This window comes from Nocardia sp. NPDC020380 (assembly GCF_044386975.1).
Classification (GTDB): Bacteria; Actinomycetota; Actinomycetes; order Mycobacteriales; family Mycobacteriaceae; genus Nocardia.
Genome location: NZ_JBIRVQ010000001.1, coordinates 644,854 through 665,923 on the forward strand (window position 1 = coordinate 644,854; position 21,070 = coordinate 665,923).

A 21,070-nucleotide genomic window follows, 5' to 3' on the forward strand; every position below is an offset into this window, starting at 1 on the left:
CAACAGATCAGGCTGACCCATCGCCCCGCGGCGGTCCGCGCGGCCGCGTCCGGTGGCGGGCAATCGCAACTTCGATCGACTCGGCCCAACTCGCGACCGTGCGATTATCTCCGGTATGCCGAACCACAAACTCGTATGCCTTCCGTTCGCCGGTTCTGGCGCTTCGTTTTTTCGAAATGCACAATCGCCCGCCGGAATCGACATCCTGCCGATTCAACTGCCCGGCCGCGAGGAACGATTCGGCGATGCGCCCTCGGCGGATCTCCGTGCGACGGTGGGCGATATAGCACGTCAGGTCCGCGAAGAGAATGCCCCGGAAACCAGGGTCCTGCTCTTCGGGCACAGCTTCGGCGCAATTCTCGCTTTCGAGCTGGCGCGGACGCTCGGGGACGTCGTGGACCATGTATTCGTGAGTGGTTCGCCGGATCCGTGGAATCCGCGCGCCGAGCGTGCGACAGGCCTCACCGACGAGGAATTCATAGCGCAGGTGGAGACCTTCGCCGGGTATTCCCATCCGGCGCTTGCGCATACGGAGTTGCGCACCATCATTCTGCCGACGCTGCGCGGCGATGTGACGATGCACGAGTCGTATACGGCCGAGGCGTCGGCGGTCATCGACGCGCCGATCACCGCGCTGCGCGGCAGCGACGACGTGCTGGTCTCCGAGCAGGATGTGCTGGGCTGGAGCAAGGCGACCACCAGCAAGTTCTCGCTGCAGACGGTGCCGGGTGGGCACATGTACCTCACCGATCGGCTGACCGAGACCCTGGAACTCGTTGCGTCCCTGGCGAACACCGCCGATGCCGAATAACGAGAATCTCGTCGCGCTGGTGACCGGCGCCGCCCGGGGCGTGGGCCGGGCGTGCGCGGTCCGGCTGGCGGAGGCGAATTCCTCGCTGGTGCTGATGGATATCGGGCGGGACACCCCCGAGGTGCCCTACCCGCTGGGTTCGGAGAGCCAGCTCGAGCAGACCCGGCGCTTGTGCCTGAAGGCCGGCGCCGATACCGAGGCCTTCCTCGGTGACGTGCGCGAGCGGGATGATGTCGACGCCGTCGTGAAGCTGGCCGTGGCACGGTTCGGCCGGCTGGATGTCGTGGTCAACTGCGCCGGTATCGTCGCGCCGTCCGGGGAGAGCATCGACCGGGTCTCGGAAGCGGACTGGGCGACCATGCTCGATATCAATCTGACCGGGCCGTTCCGGATCATGTCCGCGGCCGCGCGGATCATGAAGGAGCAGGGTTCGGGCAGCATCGTCAATATCGCGTCGACGGCCGGGCTGGTGGGCTATCGGAACTTCGCCGGTTATGTGGCCTCCAAGCACGGACTGGTCGGCCTGACGAAGGCCGCCGCCCTGGATCTGGCCCCGCACGGTATTCGCGTGAATGCGATCTGCCCCGGATCCATTCACGACGCACCCGAACTCGAGGGCCGCATGCTCCGCGAGGTCGCTAATGCCCTCGATCTGGAGGGCGATCACGAGCAGTTGTTCCTGCGCGATCAGCCCTCGAATGCCCTTGTCGCCGCAGAGGATATCGCCGAAACGGTGGCTTGGCTGGCGTCGGGCCGGAGCCGCAGTGTGGTCGGCGCCGTCGTGACGGTCGACGGCGGATTCACTTCTCGATAATCGCATCACCACAGAGGCCCCGGTATATGACAATGACCCAGGACACCGCGCTCGCGCCGGTCGTCACCGCGCTCCCCGCCGCCGTTGCGGTTCGTTTCGACGCGCCGGCGCCCAGTGCCGGCGACCTCGCCGAACTGGTCGCCACGGCACTCGGCCTCGATCCGGCGGCCATCGGAATCTGGTCGCGGAGCGTGCCTTTCGCGGCGTCCTCGGCCGCCGCCGCGCGCATTGTCCGGCAGCAACTGGGGCATTCCCTCGACGCGGATTCGCGCGTCCGGCTGACCTGCACGCGGTATTCCGACGGGGTCGCGGATGTGGTGTTGTCGGCCGCCGCCGGATTGGGCACGATGGTCGCCGAATTCGACCGGCTCGGGGCGCGGCCGCTCACCCGGCTTTCCGAAAGTCCTGGTGAGCCTGCGGGAATCAGCGATATCGAACTCGCCGAGCGGCTGCGGAATGATGAATTCACCGCCGCCGTAGTTATCACTCTGGCACGTTTCCTGGATACCGCCGCATTGTCGGTCGATCTGGTCGCGGCGGACAGTGCGCTGCAATTGCTGTCCGTGAAATGCGAAGTCGATTCCCGGGGTTCCGTGAAATCGGTGGTATCGCAGCTGAATTCCGTTGCGGCGGCGGCATCGGACGGCGATCGCGAATTGCGGGCCGTCCGGGTCGTCGATTACACCGGCGCACCGGGAACGTTTCTCCCCGAATCGAATTCCGCATACGATTTCGATATCGCGATTCGGCCGGTGACGCCGGCAACCGCCCGGATCGAGGTGCGCGGCAGGGCAGGCGATTACCTCGATCAGCTCGCCGAGGTGACCGGACTCGTGTACCGGCAGATTCGAGATGCCGGGCTGGAACTGGCCATTCGGGATATCACGTATTCGACTGACTCCGCGACGATTCCGCTGGAGGCCGGACAGCACGCCACGGCATCCGGCCGGATAGAACAGCGCGTCGCCGCGCACGCCGCCGCCCACCCGGAATCGATCGCCGTACTGCACGGCAGCGCCGCCACCACGTTCCGGGCACTGGATGAGCTGTCCGATCGCATCGCGGCGGGATTGCTGACACTCGGTGTGCGCCCGGGTGATTTCGTGGTCACGGCGGCCCAGAAGTCCGCCGGCCTGTTCGCGCTGATGCTCGGCATCTGGAAGTGCGGCGGCGCGTATGTGCCGGTCGATATCGAGTTTCCGATCGACCGCCTGACGTACATCATCGAGGATTCCCGCGCGCGGGTGGCCGTCGTCGACGCGAAACTGCTGGATTCACTGCCGGATTCGGTGCACGCGGTCGCGCTCTCGGTACTGATCGACGCCGAGGCCCCGGCGGTCGCTCTGCCCCGGGATCTGTCCGGGCAGGCGCCGGCCTACGCCATCTACACCTCGGGTACCACCGGCCGTCCCAAGGGCACCGTGATCGCGCACAGCAGCGTGCTCGCGCTGATCGATGCGCTCGCCGTCGAATGCGCGCTCACCGAGAACGATGTGTGGAGCGTATTCCATTCGCCCGCATTCGATTTCTCGGTGTGGGAGATCTGGGGCGCGCTCATCACCGGTGGCACGGCCGCGGTGGTGGCCAAGGATACGGCGCGGGATCCCGCCCGATTCCATGCGCTGCTGCGCAGTGCGGGCGTGACCGTGCTCAGCCAGACGCCTTCGGCGTTCACGCATCTGGTCGATTACGATGCGTCGGCGCCGCTGCTGAACGAGCTCCGGCTGGTGATCCTGGGTGGTGAGGCGCTGCAGGCGGCCGGTGCGTCCGCCTGGCTGGACCGCTATCCCGAGCGGCGCTGTCGGCTGGTGAACATGTACGGCATCACCGAGACGACGGTGCACGTGACCGTCCAGATGGTGAGCAAACACATTGCGCTGCATGCCCCGCGCGCGGTCGGCCGGGCCATCCCGGGCTGGCACTACGCGGTCATGGGCCCCGATCTGCGGCCCGCCCCGCCGGGCTTCCCGGGCGAGATCCATGTCGCCGGAGCCGGTCTCGCGCTCTACTACTCGGACAAGCCGGCCTTGACGGCGACGAAGTTCGTGGCCGGGAGCGACGGGCGGCGCTGGTATCGCAGCGGCGATCTGGGCCGGATTCGCGCCGACGGCACCCTGGAACATCTCGGGCGCATCGATCACCAGGTCAAGATCAACGGCTATCGCATCGAGTTGGACGAGATCCGCAACAGCATCATGCGCTACCCGGGCATCCGGGACGCGGCCGTGGTGTGCGCGGCGAGCGGGCGGTTCGGCACTCTCCGGCTGGTCGCCTATGTGGTGGGCGCCGAAGCGAATACGGCCGAGTTGCGCGCCGCCATCTCCCGGGTGCTGCCCTCGTACATGCATCCCGCGAGTTACACGGTGGTGGAGTCGATTCCGCTCACCACCAATGGCAAGGTCGATGTCGCGCGGCTGCCGGACCCGCACCTCGGTGAGAGTCCCGCGGACCCCGGCCCGGCCGACGAACCCGAAGCCGCCGAAGTGTCCGCGACCCAGTCGATCCTGGCCGCCGCCTGGAGCGAGGTGCTGGGCAACGATCCGCAGCCGGAGGACAACTTCTTCCTGTCCGGCGGTAATTCGCTGGCAGCCATCCATTTGAGCAACGAACTCACCAAGAACGCCGTGACCATGCCACTGACCACGTTGTACAAGTCACCGGTGTTCAAGGATCTGGTTGCCGCCCTGAGTGATTAGCGCAGTGGCCGACGTATGTCCGCGCGCTACTTGAGCAGGCGCGACATGCGCCGGTCGGCCAGGATCTTGCCGCCGGTCTGGCAGGTGGCGCAGTACTGGAAGGACTTGTCCGCGAAGGAGACCTCGCGCACCGTATCCCCGCAGACGGGGCAGGGTAGCCCGGTGCGGGCGTGCACCTGCATACCGGAACGCTTCTCCCCCTTGAGCCGGGCGGCATCCTGCCCCACCGACCGCTGGATGGCGTCCGAGAGCGTCGCCCGCATGGCCGAATACAGCCGCGCGAGCTGTGTGGCGTCCAGGCTCGACGCGGTGGCGAACGGCGACATCTTGGCCGTGTGCAGGATCTCGTCGGAGTAGGCGTTCCCGATGCCCGCAAGCACCGTCTGATCGGTGAGCGCGTTCTTGACCCGCTGCGAGGTGCCGCCCATCAGTTCCGCGAACTCGGGTTCGCTCACCGCCATGGCGTCGGGCCCCAGGCGCGCGATGCCGGGCACGGTCAGCGGATCCGTCACCACCCACACCGCCAGCCGCTTCTTGGTCCCCGCCTCGGTCAGATCGAAGGCCGGCGTGGCCCCTTCCGGCGTGAAGAAATGCACCCGCAGGGCCAGCGGCCCCTTCCCCGGTTTGGGCGGCGCCGCCCCCGGTTCGTCGATCCACCGCAGCCACCCGCCCCGGGACAGGTGCGTAATGAGCCAGAGCCCATCGCATTCCAGCCCGAGATGCTTCCCCCAATGCCCCGCCCCGGTCACATCCCGCCCCGACAGTGCGGTGACCGGCGGATCGAATGTCTTCAGCACACTCAGCGCCGCGACATCCACCCGCCCCACCACGGCACCCACCGCATGCTCGGCCAGGAACTGCTCGAGCGCCACGATCTCCGGCAATTCAGGCAAGGGGATCTCCTCCCGGTTCCCGAGTCGTCCACCCCATACCCTCTGACCAGGGCGGATCTCACAACCCCCACCCTAGCCTGGCCCGCCGACACCCGCTGGCTCCGAACGCCGCGAGCTGGACGATTCACCTACGACGCGGGGCGCGGCCCGCCGCGAGCCAGCGAATGACCGGGGTGGCGGAGGCCGCGCCGAGCACCACCAGCGCGGCGACGAAGACGCCCTCGTACTCGGCATCGCGCCACTGCGGGAAGAGGAATATGCCGACCGAGCAGAACGTCAGCGCCGACAGCGATCCGAAGATGGTCAGCCACCGGCCCATCCGGCGCCGCGCCAAGAGCAGCACCGAACCCAGGATCAGCAGGGCCGCCGTGAACGCCAGCAGCAAGGTGGGCGTCAGCAGATGGGTCGAAACGGGCGGATCGATGAGGCGCGCGGCATGGTTCTGCACGAACCAGCGCACCTCGTTGAGCGGTTGCCGCGCCCGATAGGCGAAATACGCACCGAGTGACAAGGACAACAGGCCGGCCACGATGGCAGCGCCGGCTCCGGCCGGTTTCCGGACCGGTTCGGCCGTCGGCCACTCACGCTGCCGGCCCGAATTCGGCTCCGCGAAGCCGCTGTTCATGGCGGTCCGCGCCGCATCACCGGGCCGGCCGCCCGCGCCCTGCCACGGCCCGCCACCTCGCGTCGGCTGACCTGCACCGGACTGGGAGACAGCACCCTGCGCGGGCTGTCTACCGGGTGTCGCGGTACTGCCGTGCGTATCCGGTCCGGCGGGCGTGGAACTGTCGGCCCGAGTTGACCAGGCCGCGTTCGTCATGCCCGGAACGGAGCCGTCGGATCGGTTACGCCGCACCGAATCCGGCTTGTTCGGCGGCATGTTCTCCGGCCGCGCGACCCGTGTCGTGCCGGGTCGGGGAATCAGGGCGCGGGTGGGCGGTTCCGGCGGACCGGCGAGGGAGGTTTGGGCCGGCTGGTGGAGAGCGGTCAGGGCGGCCGCGGCGAATTCTCCGCAGCCGGCGAATCTTTCGCCCGGCTGCTTGGCCATTGCCCGGACGAGCGCCGCCTCGAATTTCGAGGGTATGTCCGGACGTTGCAGGGGCGGAACGGGTTTGGTGAGGTGGCCTGCGACCACGCGGCCGGGGTCGGGGGCATCGAAGGGCGGGTGGCCGGCGAGGAGTGTGTACAGGGTGCAGGCCAGGGAGTATTGGTCGGAGCGGTGGTCGACCTGTTCGCCGGAGAGTTGTTCGGGTGAGGCGTAAGCCAGTGTGGCGGCGAAGGTTCCGGTGGATGTCAGGTGGGTGGTGGAGGCGAGCAGCCGGGCGATGCCGAAGTCGGTGAGGACCGCACGTTCGGCGCGGCCCGCTTCCGGGGCGGCGAGCAGGATGTTCGCCGGCTTCACATCGCGGTGCAGGACGCCCCGGCTGTGTGCGTAGTCGAGCGCGGCGGCGATCTCGCCGATGATGCGCAGCGCCCGCTCCACGGCGAGGGTCCGGAAGTCCAGGCGGCTCAGATCGGTGCCGTGGATGTACTGCATGGCGAGCCACAGCTGCCCATTGTCGATGCCCCGGTCCTGCACCGCCACGATGCACGGATGGTCCAGGCGGGCAATGACCGTCGCCTCCCGTTCGAAGCGCGCCCGTAGCTCCGGATCGGCCGACACTTCCCGGTTGAGCAGTTTGATCGCCACCTGTCGCGGCAACCGCGGATGCCGGGCGAGGTACACGGTGCCCATGCCGCCCCGGCCCAGTACATCCTCGATCAGGTACCCGGCGAACGACTCTCCGACCACGACTTCCACCAGGCCACCGTACCGGGCCTGGCGGAACGGCTCAGACCTCCAGCGCTACCGCGGCTTCGGCGGTGTAGACGAGGAAGGTCAGGCTCTCCTGGAAGTAGAGCTGGACGGATTCGGCGTCGTGCGAGAGGTAGCCGATGGAGAGGTCCTGGCCGAGCTGGAGATCGAAATCGCCGCCGCGGGTGGAGAGTACGAAGGCGGCGTCGATGGCCGGGGCCCAGATGATCTCGCCGTCGGGGATGAGGCGTTCGATGTGGGTGCGGATCGGGTGGCCGTGATCGGAGGTCTCGCTCACCGCGGTGTAGAGGTCGGCGGAGAGCAGGACCGAGTAGGGGCCGTCGACGCCGGCCAGGCGCAGTTCGGAGAGGGCCTGGGCGACGGCCTCGGGGGCGAGGCGCGGGTCGCCGGGCTGTTTGATCGGCTGGTTGGAGCTGCTGCTGCGGATACCCGCGATGCCCGCCGCCGCATAGCCTTCGAAGATGGCGCGGTCCTCGGCGAACGCGATCTTCTTGGCCGCGTCCTTCACCGCCTCCAGGTCCGCGTCCTGCGCGCCGCGCTCGATATTGTCCAGCTCATCGCGGGAGAGGGTGAAGGGCACACGCAACTCCACCAGCGGTACCACCACACGCTGCCGCGCCTGCACGCCCTCGCCGGGTGCGGCGATGCTCTGCTGGCGGCCGGTGCCGACCGCGGAGTAGTCGGTGCCGTGCGGCCCGTTCAGGTCGACCACGCGGCGTCCTGCGATGTGCCGCTTGAAGGTTCGGGTGGCTTCCTCTTCGATGGCCGACCACGCCTCGGAGGTGATCGGCGCGAGTTCGCGATGGAGGTTGTTCATGCGTTAGCTCCTTTTCAACGTGCCGATGCCGAGCGAACCGTCCCCGGACACGAGGCCGTTCGGGGACCCTGCGCCGTTGGTGGACGCAGTGCCGTTCGTGGACACGGATTCCTGCGCCGCCGGCGCGGGCGCGGCCGGCAGTGCGTCGAAGAATCCCGCGGGCGGGGTGAAGAACTGGGTGCCGGTGACGGCGGTGGAGAAGTCGAGGATGCGGTCGTAGTCGGCCTCGTCGGTGCCGAGGAACATGCGCCGCAGCATCAGATCCGGGATGGACGGGCTGGCCGCGTAGGCGATGTAGTAGGTGCCGAATTCCTGGTCCGCGACGCTGCCGAAGGGCATATTGGCGCGCACGATGGTGCCGTTGTCGTCCTGATCGTTCACCGCGACATGTGAATTCGCGGGCTTGTCCGCGTCGGAGAGTTCGTAGTCCTCGAGTTTGGTGCGGCCGATGACGCGCTGCTGTTCCTCCACCGAGATGCCGCGCCAGTCGCCGAGATTGTGCAGGTACTTCTGCACGACCACGTAACTGCCACCGGCGAATTCGGCATCCTCGTCACCGATCAGCCCCGAGGTGACGGCGAGCTGCCCCTCCGGATTCTCGGTGCCGTCCACGAAGCCGAGCAGGTCGCGCTGTTCGAAGTAGCGGAAGCCGACCGTCTGGTCGACGATGGTCGCCGCCCCGGCCAGCCGGTCGCCGATGGTCATGGCGAGTTCGAAGCAGGCGTCCTGGGTTTCGGCCTTGATGTGGAACAGCAGGTCGCCGAGTGTGACCGGCGCCTGATGCTTCGCCCCCCGATAGCCCGGAAACTCCTGGAGTTCAGCCGGTTTGGCGCCGGTGAAGAGGCGGTCCCAGGCCGTGGCGCCGATGCTGGTGATACAGACCAGTCCGGAACCGGGGACCCGGAATCCGACCGAGCGGCGCAGGCCCGGCAGTTCGGCCAGCAGGTCGCGGACGGCTGCCTCACCGCCCTCGTCGATGGTGGCGACGAGAAATATCGCGGCCGGCGTGAGGGGCTCGAGGATCGGCTGCGGCTCACCCATGGGCTCCAGCCTAGAGTGCGACGCAAGTGGACTGGACGCCCGGTCGCCCCGTGTCCGCCGTCATCGCCGGGGAACTACTTGGCAACCGTCAGCAGGAACGCCACGTCATCGATGGCTTTCACACTGTGCCGGGCATTGGGGATCACGATCAGGTCGCCCGCCGAGCCCTTCCACTCGTTGGTGCCGCTGATCAGCACGAGCACACCGCTGAGCACCAACACGGTCGCCTCGCCCGGATTCTCGTGCTCGGCCAGCGTCTGACCCGCGGTCAGCGCGATCACGGTCTGCCGCAGGCTGTGCGTGTGACCCCCGTAGATGGTCAACGAACTGCGCCCGCTCGAGGCGGTCGACGCTTGCTTCAGTTGCTGGCGAGCAACCGCGGTCAGCGATTTCTTGTCCATGGACTGCCTTTCGCCGGGGTATCCGTGAGTATGCCGGACACCTCCCGGCGGATCGGCCGTTTCGGGTGCGTGTGTGCAGGATTTACTGGTTGCGGAATGTCCGCGTTATCGCCCTTACCTCGTATAACGAAGAAAGCGGTAGCGGATGCCCTTGGCGGACTCCCGCCACGGATCCTCATCGGCCTGCCACTCCGGGCCGATGGCCGGCGCGTGGCAGTCACCGTCGACTTCGGCGTCCACCTCGGTGACCATCAGCTCGGTGGCGAAAGCCATTGCGGCCTTGTAGATTTCACCGCCACCGGCGACCCACACCGTCCCGTCGCCACTGAGCCGCAGCGCCTCTTCCAGCGAGCCCGCCCGTTCCGCCCCGTCGGCGGACCAGTCGGCTTGCCGGGTCACGACGATATTGCGGCGCCCCTCCAGCGGCCGGAACCGCGGCGGCAGCGAATCCCACGTCCGGCGGCCCATGATCACCGGGTAACCCCAGGTGACGTCCTTGAAGTGCGCCATGTCCTCGGGCACCCGCCACGGAATGGTGTTGTCCCGCCCGATGATTCCGTCCGGCGTCTGCGCCCAGACCAGCCCCACGGTACGGCTCACACGGCCACCGGAGCCTTGATCGCCGGATGATGCTGGTACCCACCGAGTTCCACGTCCTCGTACGCGTAGTCGAAGAGCGTGGGCGCGGGCCGCAGATGCACCTGCGGGAACGGGTACGGCTCGCGGCTCAGCTGCTCGCGGACCTGCTGCACGTGGTTGTCGTAGATGTGCACATCGCCGCCGGTCCAGATGAATTCGCCGGGCTGTAGCTCGGTCTGCTGCGCCACCATCAGGGTGAGCAGCGCATAGCTGGCGATATTGAACGGCACGCCCAGGAACAGGTCCGCGCTGCGCTGGTAGAGCTGGCAGGACAGCTTGCCGTCGGCCACATAGAACTGGAAGAAGGCATGGCAGGGGGCCAGCGCCATCTTGTCGAGATCGGCCACGTTCCAGGCCGACACGATCATGCGGCGCGAATCCGGGTTGGTGCGCAGCGTCTGCAGCACCTGCGCGATCTGATCGATGTGCGTGCCGTCGGGGGTCGGCCAGGACCGCCACTGCACGCCGTAGACCGGTCCCAGCTCACCATTGGCGTCGGCCCATTCGTCCCAGATGGTGACGCCGTTGTCCTGCAGCCACTTCACATTGGAGTCGCCGCGCAGGAACCACAGCAGCTCGTACACGATCGATTTGAGGTGCACCTTCTTGGTGGTGATCAGCGGGAAGCTTTGCGACAGGTCGTAGCGCAGCTGATGACCGAAGATGCTGCGGGTGCCGGTGCCCGTCCGGTCCGCCTTCGGCGTGCCGGACTCCAGCACCAGTCGGAGCAGGTCCTCGTACTGGGTATCTCGGGCCGTATCCACGCCTGGCAAGCTTACGCACCGTGCGGAAGCTATATGTGATCGGAATCGGGGCGGGGGACCCGGACCAGCTGACGCTGCAGGCCGTCAAGGCATTGCAGCAGGTAGACACGTTCTTCGTCATCGGCAAGGGGGCCGAGAAGCAGGAACTGGCCGACGTGCGCGCCGCGATTCTCGCCGCGCATGCCGGGCAACCGCACCGGGTGCTGGAGATCGCCGATCCGCCGCGCGATCGGACCGTCCCGGGCACCGACGCGAATGCCGCGTACCGGTCGGTGGTGGCGGACTGGCACGAGCGGCGCGCCGCCCTTTTGGAACAGGCGTTCGCCGGAACCGAGGGTGTGGGCGGCCTGCTGGTCTGGGGTGATCCGGCGCTGTACGACAGCACGCTGCGCGTGGTGGAGCGCGTGCTCGAACGCGAGCGAATCGTCTTCGACTATCAGGTGATTCCGGGCATCACCAGCGTGCAGGCCCTGGCCGCGGCGCATCGCATGGTGCTGCACGAGATCGGCGAGCCGCTGCACATCACCACGGGCCGCAAGCTGCGCGAGGAGGGGCTGGCCGCCGGGCAGTCGACGGTGGTGATGCTGGACGGGGATTGCTCGTTCACGGAAGTACCCGGCGATGACGTCTACATCTGGTGGGGCGCCTACGTCGGGATGCCCGACGAGGTGATCGTCGAAGGCCCGCTGCGCGTGGTCGAGCAGCGAATCGTGCGGCGGCGGGCCGCACTACGGGAGCGCAAGGGCTGGATCATGGATATCTACCGCCTCAGCCGAGGCCACTGATTGCGACCTCCGAACCTCTTGACTCACTACTGACAACACGTCAATAGTCGGTCGGAGGTTGAGTGGGAGGTTCTTTATGACAAGCCCGATCGAGCGAGCCGAGCAACTCCGCACCGAGTACGGCGCGGCGGAGGCGAATGCGGCCGAGCTGCTTTGCGACCGGCATCCGGCCGCAGCCGTCGCCTTCACCTTCATCCAGCCCGATCTGAGCAGCGTGGACCTCACCTTCGGTGAATTGCGCGAGCGCTCCGAGCGAGTCGCGGCCGCCCTGGTGGAACACGGTGTGCGCGAAGGAGACCGCATCGCCACGCTGATGGGGAAGTCGCAGGAACTGGTGGTGGCGCTGCTGGCCGTCTGGCGGATCGGCGCGGTGCATGTGCCCCTGTTCACCGCCTTCGCGCCCGGCGCTATCGCCATGCGGGTCACCGGGAACGACACCAAGTTCGTCATCACCGATGCCGGGCAACGGGCCAAGCTGGACCCCGGACCGGACCTGCCCGAGGACCGGGAGTGGCGCGTCATCACCACCGGCGCGGCGGAGGGCGACGATATCGCCTTCACCGAGCTGCTCGAAAACACCGGCCCCGCACCGGAATCCGTGGCCATCGGCGGGGACGGCGTACTGGTGGAGCTGTTCACCTCCGGCACCACCGGGACACCCAAGGCGGTGCCCATGCGTTTGGGCGGCATGGCCGGGGTGGTCATGTATCTCGAGTACGGCATCCATTACGCCGACGGCGATGTGTTCTGGAATATCGCGGATCCCGGCTGGGCCTACGGGCTCTACATGGCGATTCTGGCGCCCATGGCCGAGGGCCGGCGCAGTCTGCTGCTGTGCGCCCCGTTCGATCCGGCCCTGACCTGGCGGGTGCTGCGCGAGTTCGGGGTCACCAATTTCGCTGCCGCGCCGACGGTTTTCCGCGCGCTGCGGCACAGCCCGAAGCCCGAGGGCCTGGTGTTGCGGCGGCTGTCCTCGGCGGGTGAACCGCTCACGCCGGATGTGATCACCTGGTCGGAACAGGTGCTGGGCGTGCAGATCCGGGATCACTACGGGCAGACCGAGACCGGCATGACGGTGGTCAATGCCTGGCATCCGGATCTCGTCGGCGAGCTGAAGACGGGGTCGATGGGCCGGCCCATGCCCGGGTACACGGTCGAGGTGCTGCGCCTGGAGTCCGACGAACCCGCCGCGATCGGCGAATCCGGCCGGGTGGTGATCGCGACGGACAGTCCGCTGCTCACCTTCCGCGGCTACCGCAATGCGCCCGAGCGCAGTGCCGCGCGGTTCACCGCGGACGGCCGCTGGTACGTCACCGGCGATGTGGCGGCCCGGGATGCGGAGGGCTACTTCACCTTCGCGTCCCGCGATGACGATGTGATCCTGATGGCCGGGTACCGCATCGGCCCGTTCGAGGTGGAAAGCGTTCTCACCAGCCACGATTCGATCTCGGAGGCGGCGGTCATCGGGGTGCCGGATCAGTTGCGCGGCGAGGTGCTGATCGCGATCGCGGTGGCCGCGCCGGACACGACGCCGAACGATGCGCTGGTCGCGGATCTGCAGCAGCTGGTGAAGCAGAAGCTCGCCGCGCACGTCTATCCGCGGCGGGTTCATTTCCTGCCGGAGCTGCCCAAGACGCCGAGCGGGAAGGTGCAGCGTTTCGTGCTGCGCGAACAGTTCGGGACCACGCGCGCCTAGCCCGGTCGGCGGCAATCCGGGCGCGGTAGCCGACCGCCGGGTACGGTGTCCGGCAGTCGCGTTGTGGAGGTCGGAGGACGATGGTTCGGGCAGGGGTGGTGCCGGGACGGCGAGCTGCGTGGTACGGCAGCGCCGGGCTACTGCTGGCCGTGCTGCTCGGCGGCGCGATCGTGGGCGTGTGGGGGCTGAACCGGATCTTCACCGGCATCGCGGTCGGCGTGGTCGCGGGTATCGCGCTGATGTTCGTGCTGTTCGGGCGGGACGGGGTGCTGCTGTCGGAGCAGTCGATCGTGCGCCGGACGCCGTGGGCGGCCTCGACCATCGCCTGGGATCGGGTGGTGGCGGGCCGGTTCGCACTGGACGAGCAGGCGCGCTGGTCGCTGGCGCTGGATCTCAACGGTGGTGACGAGCAGCATCAGGAGCTGGTGCTGCTGTCGATTCCGCCGGTGGTGCGACCGATCGCCAATGCCTACGACCATCGCAAGCGCGAGCAGGTCAACGAGATCCGGACCATGCTGCGGCAGAAGCGCATTCCGGTGGTCATTCTCCCGGAGATAGCCGACGCCCTGCAGCGGCACTGGCGCATTGCCCCGCCCACCAGCTGAGCGGCCGGTCTGGCTAGGGTGGATCGGGTGATTCGCACCGCGGCTCTGGCACATATCCGGGATCGTCGTCTGCTGCAGACCCGGTCCACGGGCAAGGATGTCTTCTACATGGCGGGCGGCAAGATCGATCCGGGCGAGACCCCGGAAACCGCGCTGCACAGGGAGATTCGCGAGGAGCTCGGCGTCGCGGCCACGGCCGTCACCGAACTCGGCGTCTTCGAGGCCGAGGCGTACGGGCATCCGGCGGGCACCCGGCTGCACATGACCTGCTACCTGGGCGAGCTCGCCGACGAGCCCAGTCCCTCCGGGGAGATCGCGGAACTGCGCTGGTTCACGCTCGCCGAGTACGCGGCCATGCCGCACGTTGCCCCCGGTTCGCTGATGGTGTTCGAGCGGGTCCGGGACCTGGGCCTGATCGACTGACCGTCAGGACTCGTCGGCGGGAATGGCGGCGCTGACCGGAATCCTGGTCGCCGCAGCCAAACCCAGCAACAGGAAGATGGCGGCGGCCAGCAGCGTGGTCCGGGTGGCGTCGGTGAAACCACGGCAGAGCGCGTCCACGACGGCGGTGGCGCCGTCGTGCTGGCGCACCACCGTGATGGTGCCACCGGCGGATTCGCGGGTGGCCGTGGCGATGGTGGTGGCATTCTGCGCGGACAGATCGCGCACCGCGTTCAGCCGGTGCGGCAGCGAATGCCCCAGCGCCCCCGACAGCAGCGCGCCGACCACCGCGGTGCCGAAGGCCGAACCCACCTGCCGCACGGTGCTCTGCGTCGCGGACGCCTGCCCGGACTGGGCGGGCGGGATATCGGCCAGCACCGTGCCGGTCAGCTGCGCGGACGCCATGCCGAGTCCGATGCCGTAACAGACCAGCACCAGCGCCAGCCACCATTCGGACATGTGCGGTGTCAGCACCAATGCGGCGATGCCCACGCCGACGGCCTCGAAGGCGAGTCCGAGCTGCACCACCCGCACCGCGCCGATCTTCCGCACCAGACCCTCGGCTAGGCCGGCGGCCAGGAAGGCGCCCAGCGCCATGGCCGCCAGCACCACGCCCGCGCGCAGTGTGGTCAGCCCGAGCACGTTCACCATGAACAGCGGCAGCACGAACAGCAGTCCGAACTCCCCCAGCGCGACCGCGAAGGCGGTGATATTGCCCCAGCGGAAACCGGGGATGGCGAACAACTTCGGGTCCATCAGCGCCGAGCGCTGCACCAGATTCCGGTGTATCTCCCAGCGCAGGAAGGCGAACAACGCCAGCACGCCGAGCAGCAACAGCACCGGGATCGGCGAGACCCACGCGGTGCGTGACCAGGTGAAACCGGCGAACGGGAACTCCCGCAACGGTTTCCACCAGCCGTAGGTCTGGCCTTCGATGAGCGCGAACACCAGTAGCGCGAAACCCGCTGCGCTGAGCAGGAATCCGTCGATATCGAGGCCCGGCGCGGTGACGCCCGTCTTGGTCTCGGGCACGAAGAGCACCAGCCCGATCAGCACCACGATGCCCAGCGGCACATTGACCAGGAAGATCCACGGCCAGGTATAGCTGGTGGTGAGCCAGCCGCCGACCAGCGGGCCGATGGCCGCCACCCCGGAGATGACCGATCCCCACACCGCGAAGGCGATGACCCGGTCGCGGCCCCGGAAGAGGGCGTTCACGGTGGACAGCGTGCCCGGCAGCACGCAGGCGCCGCCCAGGCCCTGCACCATGCGGCCCAGGATGAGCGGCCAGGCGCTGGTGGCCGCGGCGGAGAGCAGGCTGCCGCCGATGAAGACGAGTACGCCGACCACGAACAGCAGCCGCCGTCCGAGCCGGTCGCCCAGGCGGCCGGCGGTGATCAGCAGGGCGGCCAGCACGACCGCGTAGATGCTGGTGATCCATTGCGCCTGAGTGAAATTCAGCTGCAGGTCGTCGATGATCACCGGCAGCGAGACCGCGACGATGGTGCCGTCCAGCACCACCATGGACAGGCCCAGGGCCAGCACGCCCAGGGCGAGCCACCGTTTGCGGCCGCTGATCGCGGGTTCCTGCTCCACTTCCGCCATCTATCGCTCCAAACCTGGTCGAGGACAGCTGCGTAGATCCATGGTGCTCGAGATTCGCTGTCACAAGGTGAAGGCACGCGGAACCCGACAGAGTCTAGCGGTTACGGGTGCAGGCCAGAAGGTTGCGGCAAGAAAGAGATGAGCCCGAAATGTCCGGATCGGCTACGTTGGGAACCGTGTCGATGATGAAGGGTTCCAACGTACCGGTAGGGGCTGCGACAGTTCGGGTCGAACTGGGGTGGCGAGCGGGGCCGGGGGTACCGGACGCGGACGCCTCCACCCTGTTGCTGGTCGGCGGAAGGGTCCGATCCGACGGCGATTTCGTCTTCTACAACCAGCCGGCGCACGCCTCGGGCGCGGTCCGGCACGTCGGCAAGCAGTCGGGCGCACAGGTCACCGATGCGCTCGTGGTGCAGTTGCCACGGGTGGAACCGCAGGTCGACACGATCGTGATCGCCGCGTCCACCGACAGCGGCACCTTCGCCCAATTGCCCGGGCTGCACGTGCGATTGGTCGACGCCGACACCGGCGCCGAGGTGGCGCGCTTCGACAGCACCGATGCCACCTCCGAGACCGCGTTCGTGCTCGGTGAGCTCTACCGCCGCCAGGGCGCGTGGAAGTTCCGCGCCGTCGGCCAGGGCTATGCCTCCGGCCTGGCCGGTCTCGCAACCGATTTCGGCATCTCGGTCGACGAAGCTCCTGCCCCGCAGCCGATTCCGCAACCCGCGGCGCAGCCCGCACCGCCGCCACCGCCGGCGGTGAATCTGGCGAAGATCTCGCTGACCAAGGAGTCGCCCGCGGTCTCGCTGACCAAGCACGGCGCCACCGGCGGCATCATGCGGGTGAACCTGAACTGGACCGCACCGAGTTCCGGTGGATTGTTCGGCCGCAAGCGCGGCGGCAAGGGCCTGGATCTGGACCTGTGCTGCTTCTGGGAGCTCACCGACGGCTCGAAGGGTTCGATCAGCCCCCTGGATACCTTCGGGGCACTGCACGAGCCGCCGTTCATCGAGCTCGATCAGGACGACCGGACGGGTGCGAGCACAGCGGGCGAGAACCTGTCGGTCAATCTCGATCACACCGCGCGGTTCCGGCGCATCCTGGTGTTCGCGTCCCTCTACGAGGGTGCGCAGGATTTCCGCGGCGTGCAGGCGACCGCGACCCTGTACCCGCGCAATTCGCCGCCGATCGAGATGGAAGTGGGCGGCTGCACCGATGATTCGCGCGAGATGGTGCTGGCGCTCATCGAGAACATCAACGGCGAGTTGGTGGTTCGCCGCGAGGGCCGTTTCATCCGGCCGCCGGACGGTCGCCGCTTCTGGGGCAAGATGGCGGTCGATCAGGCCTACGGCTGGGGTTTGAAGTGGAGTACGTCGAAGGGGAAGTCCTAGCCGGCGGAGGTCTGCTGGTCGATCAGCGCGATGGCGGCGGTGCGGGCCGCCGCGAGATCGCCGTCCCAGCCGAGCAGCCGCAGGATGGCATCCGGCATGAGCTGGCCGGCGTATTCGGGTGCCGTGCCCTCGTCGGAGCGGATATTGATGACCGATTCGACCAGCCGGAACGGTAGCTGTTCCGCCCGCGGGACGGCGGTGCCGCCGGTCTCGGCCATGAGCTCGAGGCTCAGCGTCTCGTAGTGCCGGCGCAGTTTGTCGCGCCGCTCCCGGAAGACCGCGAAGCGATCGCTGCGTAGCTCCGGGAGCAGGTACAGCGCACCGAGATTCCAGCGGGAGGCGCACAGCTGGCCGACGTCGAACCGGATCAACGCGTACAGCCGCACGACGGCGGGCGCTTCGACGCCTTCCAGTCGCTCCGCCAGTTCCAATGGTGTGGTGACGGTTTCGGCGAGCAGGGCATCGAGGATGTCGTCCTTGGCCGCGAAATGGTGATACAGCGAGGCCTGCCGGATGCCGACCGCATCGGCGATGCCGCGGGTGGAGGTATTGCCATAACCGTTCGCGGTGAACAGTTCCGCCGCGGCGTCGAGGATTTCCGCGCGCGGCGTCTGTCCCGCGCGGCGGCGGGGTTCGAGGCGGGGACGACCGGGTCCGACATGGGTCACGGGCTTCATTCTGTCCTACCCGGCAACCCGGGGTATCGGGACATCGTGCCTGTTCGGCCCCGCCCGTGAGATTTCTGTCATTCGATAGAAATATCGGCAACGCAGAAGTTACCCCCGGCCACGGGACCGATACATCGGCGTCACCGGCGGAGCGATCACGCCCGGAAAACTTTCAAGCGATAGATATTCCGCCGCTCGCCGAAAGATTCGCCATGGTTGCCACCGCCGACTCTTCAGCCCCCGACCGACCGCCGAGCATCTCCGATACCGCCGACGGCGCCGATCTGGCCCGCTTCGGCTACCAGCCCGTGCTGCACCGCAAGCTCGGGCGATACGCCTCCTTCGCGGCCGGATTCTCCTTCGTCTCCATCCTGACCACGATTTTTCAGTTCTTCGGCTTCGGTTTCTCCTTCGGCGGCGCCGCCTTCTTCTGGACCTGGCCGGTGGTCTTCGCGGGCCAGTTCCTGGTCGCGCTGAACTTCGCCGAACTGGCCGCGCGGTATCCGATCTCGGGCTGCATCTACCAGTGGTCGCGCCGGCTGGCCGGGGAACTGGTGGGCTGGTTCGCGGGCTGGATGATGATCATCGCCCAGATCGTCACCGCCGCGGCCGCGGCCATCGCCCTGCAGGTGGTGCTGCCGACCATCTGGTCCGGCTTCCAGCTCATCGGCAGCAACAGCGATCTCACCTCCCGCAGCGGGGCCACCAATGCCGTGCTGCTGGGCAGCATCCTGCTGGTCGTCACGACCGTCATCAATGTGATCGGCATCGACTGGATGGCACGCATCAACTCGCTCGGCGTGACCATCGAGATCATCGGCGTGTGCGCGGTGATCGCGGTGTTCTTCACGCACGCCGATCGCGGGCCGGGCGTGGTGCTGCACACCGCGGGCGCGGCGCCCGGACCGTACTGGGCCGCCTTCCTGGTCTCCGGACTGATGGCCGCCTATGTGATGGTCGGATTCGATTCCGCCGGTGAGCTTTCCGAGGAGACCCGGAATCCGCGGCAGGTCGCGCCGCGCACCATCCTCACCGCCCTGACGGTGTCGGGACTGGGTGGCGGGCTCATCCTGCTGGGCGCGCTCATGGCCGCCCCGAGCCTGACCGACGGGTCGCTGAGCAGCGGCGGGCTGGCGTACGTGATCGAGGCCAAACTGGACAGTCCGGCCGGCAAGGTGGTGCTGGCCTGCGTGGCCTGCGCGATCACGGTGTGCACCTTGGCGATCCAGACGGCGGGCTCGCGGCTCATGTTCTCCATGGCGCGGGACCGGCGGCTGCCGTTCGCGAAGCAGCTCGCGGCCGTGCACCCGCGCTTCGGCACGCCGGTGTGGCCGGCGGTGACGATCGGCGCGCTGGGCATCGCGCTGCTGGTGCTGAACCTCGGCAATGCGGCCATCTTCGCCACCCTGGCCAGCGTCTGCATCGTCATGCTGTACGTGGCCTACCTGCTGGTGACGGTGCCGCTGCTGCTGCGCCGCATCAAGGGCTGGCCCGCCGACGCCGCGAACACCGAGACCGGCGCGCCGCTGTTCGCCCTGGGCCGCTACGGGATTCCCGTCAATGCCCTGGCCGTGGTGTGGGGCATCGCCATGGCGATCAACCTGGCCTGGCCGCGGGCCGCCGTCTACACCCCGACCGGTGGCGGCTGGTGGATGCTCTGGGCCGCACCGCTCTTCGTCCTGGCGACGGTGCTGGTGGGCGTGGTGGTGCATCGAATGGTGACGCCCGGCCGGACATTGGCCGCCGAACCCGCGATCCAGCCGGCCTGAACCCCATGTATCCGCCGCCGACCTCGGCGGCATCCGGAAGGAGTATCGATGACCAGGACGGCAGACACCTCGGGCGCGCGGGCGCACGCGCGCTCCCAGGCCGCCGCGGCGAGCGTCAGCGGACCGGAACTGCCCGCGGGGGTCGACGCCGCGGGCATCACCTTCGCACAGCGTATTCCGGCGGGCGGCTACGAGAATGTGGTGCTCGCGCGGGGCACCCGGGTGCGGTTGTCCGATCCGTTCGGGTCGGCGTGTGCGCATCTGCTGTTGTTCCGCGCCGAATCCCCTTGGGAGCGGCTGAATGTGGCCGATACGGTGAAGGTGCCGTGGCAGGCGTATCTCGGTATCGGTCATCCGCTGCTGTCGGATCAGGGCCGGATCCTCGCGACCATCGTGGCCGATTCCTCCGCGCATCACGACACCCTGTGCGGGCCGTCCGCGGCCGGTCGCTTCCAGTTGCGGATGGCGGGCGCGAAGCAGGGGCTGGAACCGCGCGATATCGGGCCTTCGGTGTCGTTCTTCCGCGGGGTGCGGGTCGAATCCGATGGTGGGCTGACCGCGACGGGCGGCGCGGGCGCGGGCGCGGGCGCGGATCTACTCGTCCAGCTGCCGGTGACGCTGCTCATCGCGAATGCCGCGCATCCGCTGGACCCCACTCCCCCAACGGATCTCGATGTGGTCGCCTGGTCCGCGCCCGCGGATCTCGGCGCCGCCCACAACACCGATCCGGAATACCTGCGCGCGGTGGAGAACACCGAACGGGATCGGCACGCACGCACTCCGGAGGTCTTCGCATGATCACGACCACTCGCACCGTCGTCCTGGATCAGACGGTTCCCGCCCGCGCGCCCTGGTCGGCCGTGGTGCGGGCCGGGGAGCAGCTGGAGATCATCGACCTGCACGGCAATCAGGCCGTGGACTGCCTGCTGTACGCGGCCGCCGATCACACCGACCGCTACAGCGCCCAGGCCACCGCGACCGCGCAGCGCAATATCTTCCTGACCACCGGCAGCGTCCTGCTGACCGATAACGGCACGGCGCTCATGACCGTGGTCGCGGACGAGGTGGGCAATCACGACACCGTGGCGGGCGCGTGCTCGCAGGAGTCCAATACCCTGCGCTACGGCCATCACACCCGGCACCAGCACGCCTGCGTGGAGAACTTCCTCGCCGAGGGCATGAAATGGGGGCTGGGCAAACGGGATCTGGTCTCGAACATCAACTGGTTCATGAATGTCCCGGTGGAGGCCGACGGCACCCTGGGCATCGTGGACGGGTTGTCCGCGCCCGGTAAGAAGATCACTCTGCGCGCCGAGGCCGACACCCTGGTGCTGGTCTCCAACTGCCCGCAGATCAACAACCCCTGCAACGGTTTCGATCCCACCCCCGTCCGCATGGTGGTGACGCGATGACCGCCG

General features: G+C 68.0%; 20 protein-coding genes. 11 read left to right on the forward strand and 9 right to left on the reverse strand.

Annotation, left to right across the window (positions count from 1 at the left end; genetic code table 11):
- The first annotated feature begins 115 nt into the window (after positions 1–115).
- From ACH438_RS03045 to ACH438_RS03055, 3 genes are read left to right on the forward strand one after another with little or no spacing between them, the layout of a single operon-like run.
- Positions 116–811, forward strand: coding sequence for a thioesterase II family protein (locus ACH438_RS03045; protein ID WP_397000503.1), 696 nt, complete (start codon positions 116–118; stop codon positions 809–811).
- Complete coding sequence (locus ACH438_RS03050) at positions 801–1,625, forward strand: SDR family oxidoreductase (RefSeq protein WP_397000505.1); 825 nt, start codon at positions 801–803, stop codon at positions 1,623–1,625. Before ACH438_RS03045 ends, ACH438_RS03050 begins: the two co-directional genes overlap by 11 nt.
- Positions 1,626–1,651: 26 nt before the next feature.
- Complete coding sequence (locus ACH438_RS03055; protein ID WP_397000507.1) at positions 1,652–4,321, forward strand: non-ribosomal peptide synthetase; 2,670 nt, start codon at positions 1,652–1,654, stop codon at positions 4,319–4,321.
- A 26-nt stretch (positions 4,322–4,347) separates the two neighbouring features.
- Here the strand turns inward: ACH438_RS03055 and ACH438_RS03060 are convergent, their stop codons facing one another.
- From ACH438_RS03060 to ACH438_RS03090, 7 genes are all read right to left on the reverse strand, one after another.
- Complete coding sequence (locus tag ACH438_RS03060) at positions 4,348–5,214, reverse strand: Fpg/Nei family DNA glycosylase (RefSeq protein WP_397000509.1); 867 nt, start codon at positions 5,212–5,214, stop codon at positions 4,348–4,350.
- A 124-nt stretch (positions 5,215–5,338) separates the two neighbouring features.
- Complete coding sequence (locus ACH438_RS03065) at positions 5,339–7,015, reverse strand: protein kinase (protein ID WP_397000511.1); 1,677 nt, start codon at positions 7,013–7,015, stop codon at positions 5,339–5,341.
- 31 nt (positions 7,016–7,046) lie between these two features.
- Complete coding sequence (locus tag ACH438_RS03070) at positions 7,047–7,847, reverse strand: family 1 encapsulin nanocompartment shell protein (protein WP_397000513.1); 801 nt, start codon at positions 7,845–7,847, stop codon at positions 7,047–7,049.
- A 3-nt stretch (positions 7,848–7,850) separates the two neighbouring features.
- Positions 7,851–8,888 (reverse strand): Dyp-type peroxidase, encoded by a 1,038-nt coding sequence (locus ACH438_RS03075; protein WP_397000515.1) that lies wholly within the window; start codon positions 8,886–8,888, stop codon positions 7,851–7,853.
- A 74-nt stretch (positions 8,889–8,962) separates the two neighbouring features.
- Complete coding sequence (locus tag ACH438_RS03080) at positions 8,963–9,289, reverse strand: cupin domain-containing protein (protein ID WP_397000517.1); 327 nt, start codon at positions 9,287–9,289, stop codon at positions 8,963–8,965.
- A 114-nt stretch (positions 9,290–9,403) separates the two neighbouring features.
- A complete protein-coding gene (locus ACH438_RS03085; protein ID WP_397000519.1) occupies positions 9,404–9,889 on the reverse strand; it encodes a dihydrofolate reductase in 486 nt (161 codons plus the stop codon).
- Positions 9,886–10,692, reverse strand: a complete 807-nt coding sequence (locus ACH438_RS03090; RefSeq protein WP_397000521.1) for a thymidylate synthase — start codon at positions 10,690–10,692, stop codon at positions 9,886–9,888. The genes ACH438_RS03085 and ACH438_RS03090 overlap by 4 nt, the downstream gene beginning before the upstream one ends.
- A 20-nt stretch (positions 10,693–10,712) precedes the next feature.
- Between ACH438_RS03090 and cobF the strand changes: the two genes are divergently transcribed.
- The 4 genes from cobF to ACH438_RS03110 all read left to right on the forward strand — a co-directional run bounded on the left by cobF (position 10,713) and on the right by ACH438_RS03110 (position 14,201).
- Positions 10,713–11,477 (forward strand): precorrin-6A synthase (deacetylating), encoded by a 765-nt coding sequence (gene cobF / locus ACH438_RS03095; RefSeq protein ID WP_397000523.1) that lies wholly within the window; start codon positions 10,713–10,715, stop codon positions 11,475–11,477.
- Positions 11,478–11,553: 76 nt separating this feature from the next.
- Positions 11,554–13,173 carry an AMP-binding protein gene (locus tag ACH438_RS03100; RefSeq protein WP_397000525.1) on the forward strand — a complete coding sequence of 540 codons (1,620 nt, stop codon included), beginning with the start codon at positions 11,554–11,556 and terminating at the stop codon, positions 13,171–13,173.
- Positions 13,174–13,253: 80 nt separating this feature from the next.
- Positions 13,254–13,778, forward strand: coding sequence for a hypothetical protein (locus ACH438_RS03105; RefSeq protein WP_397000527.1), 525 nt, complete (start codon positions 13,254–13,256; stop codon positions 13,776–13,778).
- A 27-nt stretch (positions 13,779–13,805) separates the two neighbouring features.
- Positions 13,806–14,201 (forward strand): NUDIX domain-containing protein, encoded by a 396-nt coding sequence (locus ACH438_RS03110; protein ID WP_397000529.1) that lies wholly within the window; start codon positions 13,806–13,808, stop codon positions 14,199–14,201.
- Positions 14,202–14,204: 3 nt separating this feature from the next.
- Here ACH438_RS03110 and ACH438_RS03115 read toward each other — a convergent pair whose 3' ends face one another.
- On the reverse strand, positions 14,205–15,824 hold the full coding sequence (locus tag ACH438_RS03115) for an MFS transporter (RefSeq protein WP_397000531.1): 1,620 nt from the start codon (positions 15,822–15,824) through the stop codon (positions 14,205–14,207).
- A 182-nt stretch (positions 15,825–16,006) separates the two neighbouring features.
- On the opposite strand from ACH438_RS03115, the gene ACH438_RS03120 reads away from it, so the two are divergent.
- Positions 16,007–17,215 carry a TerD family protein gene (locus ACH438_RS03120; RefSeq protein WP_397000761.1) on the forward strand — a complete coding sequence of 403 codons (1,209 nt, stop codon included), beginning with the start codon at positions 16,007–16,009 and terminating at the stop codon, positions 17,213–17,215.
- Here the strand turns inward: ACH438_RS03120 and ACH438_RS03125 are convergent.
- Positions 17,212–17,892: a TetR/AcrR family transcriptional regulator gene (locus tag ACH438_RS03125; RefSeq protein WP_397000533.1), complete on the reverse strand. Its 681-nt coding sequence runs from the start codon at positions 17,890–17,892 to the stop codon at positions 17,212–17,214. The genes ACH438_RS03120 and ACH438_RS03125 overlap by 4 nt on opposite strands.
- Before the next feature lie 203 nt (positions 17,893–18,095).
- Here ACH438_RS03125 and ACH438_RS03130 point away from each other — a divergent pair, with 203 nt between their 5' ends.
- The 3 genes from ACH438_RS03130 to ACH438_RS03140 are packed head-to-tail and all read left to right on the forward strand — an operon-like array spanning position 18,096 to position 21,064.
- The gene (locus ACH438_RS03130) at positions 18,096–19,652 is read left to right on the forward strand and encodes an amino acid permease (protein WP_397000535.1); all 1,557 of its coding nucleotides are present in this window, start codon (positions 18,096–18,098) and stop codon (positions 19,650–19,652) included.
- A 48-nt stretch (positions 19,653–19,700) separates the two neighbouring features.
- Complete coding sequence (locus ACH438_RS03135) at positions 19,701–20,450, forward strand: DUF1989 domain-containing protein (protein ID WP_397000537.1); 750 nt, start codon at positions 19,701–19,703, stop codon at positions 20,448–20,450.
- Positions 20,447–21,064 (forward strand): urea amidolyase associated protein UAAP2, encoded by a 618-nt coding sequence (locus ACH438_RS03140; RefSeq protein WP_397000539.1) that lies wholly within the window; start codon positions 20,447–20,449, stop codon positions 21,062–21,064. The genes ACH438_RS03135 and ACH438_RS03140 overlap by 4 nt, the downstream gene beginning before the upstream one ends.
- Positions 21,065–21,070: the final 6 nt, after the last annotated feature.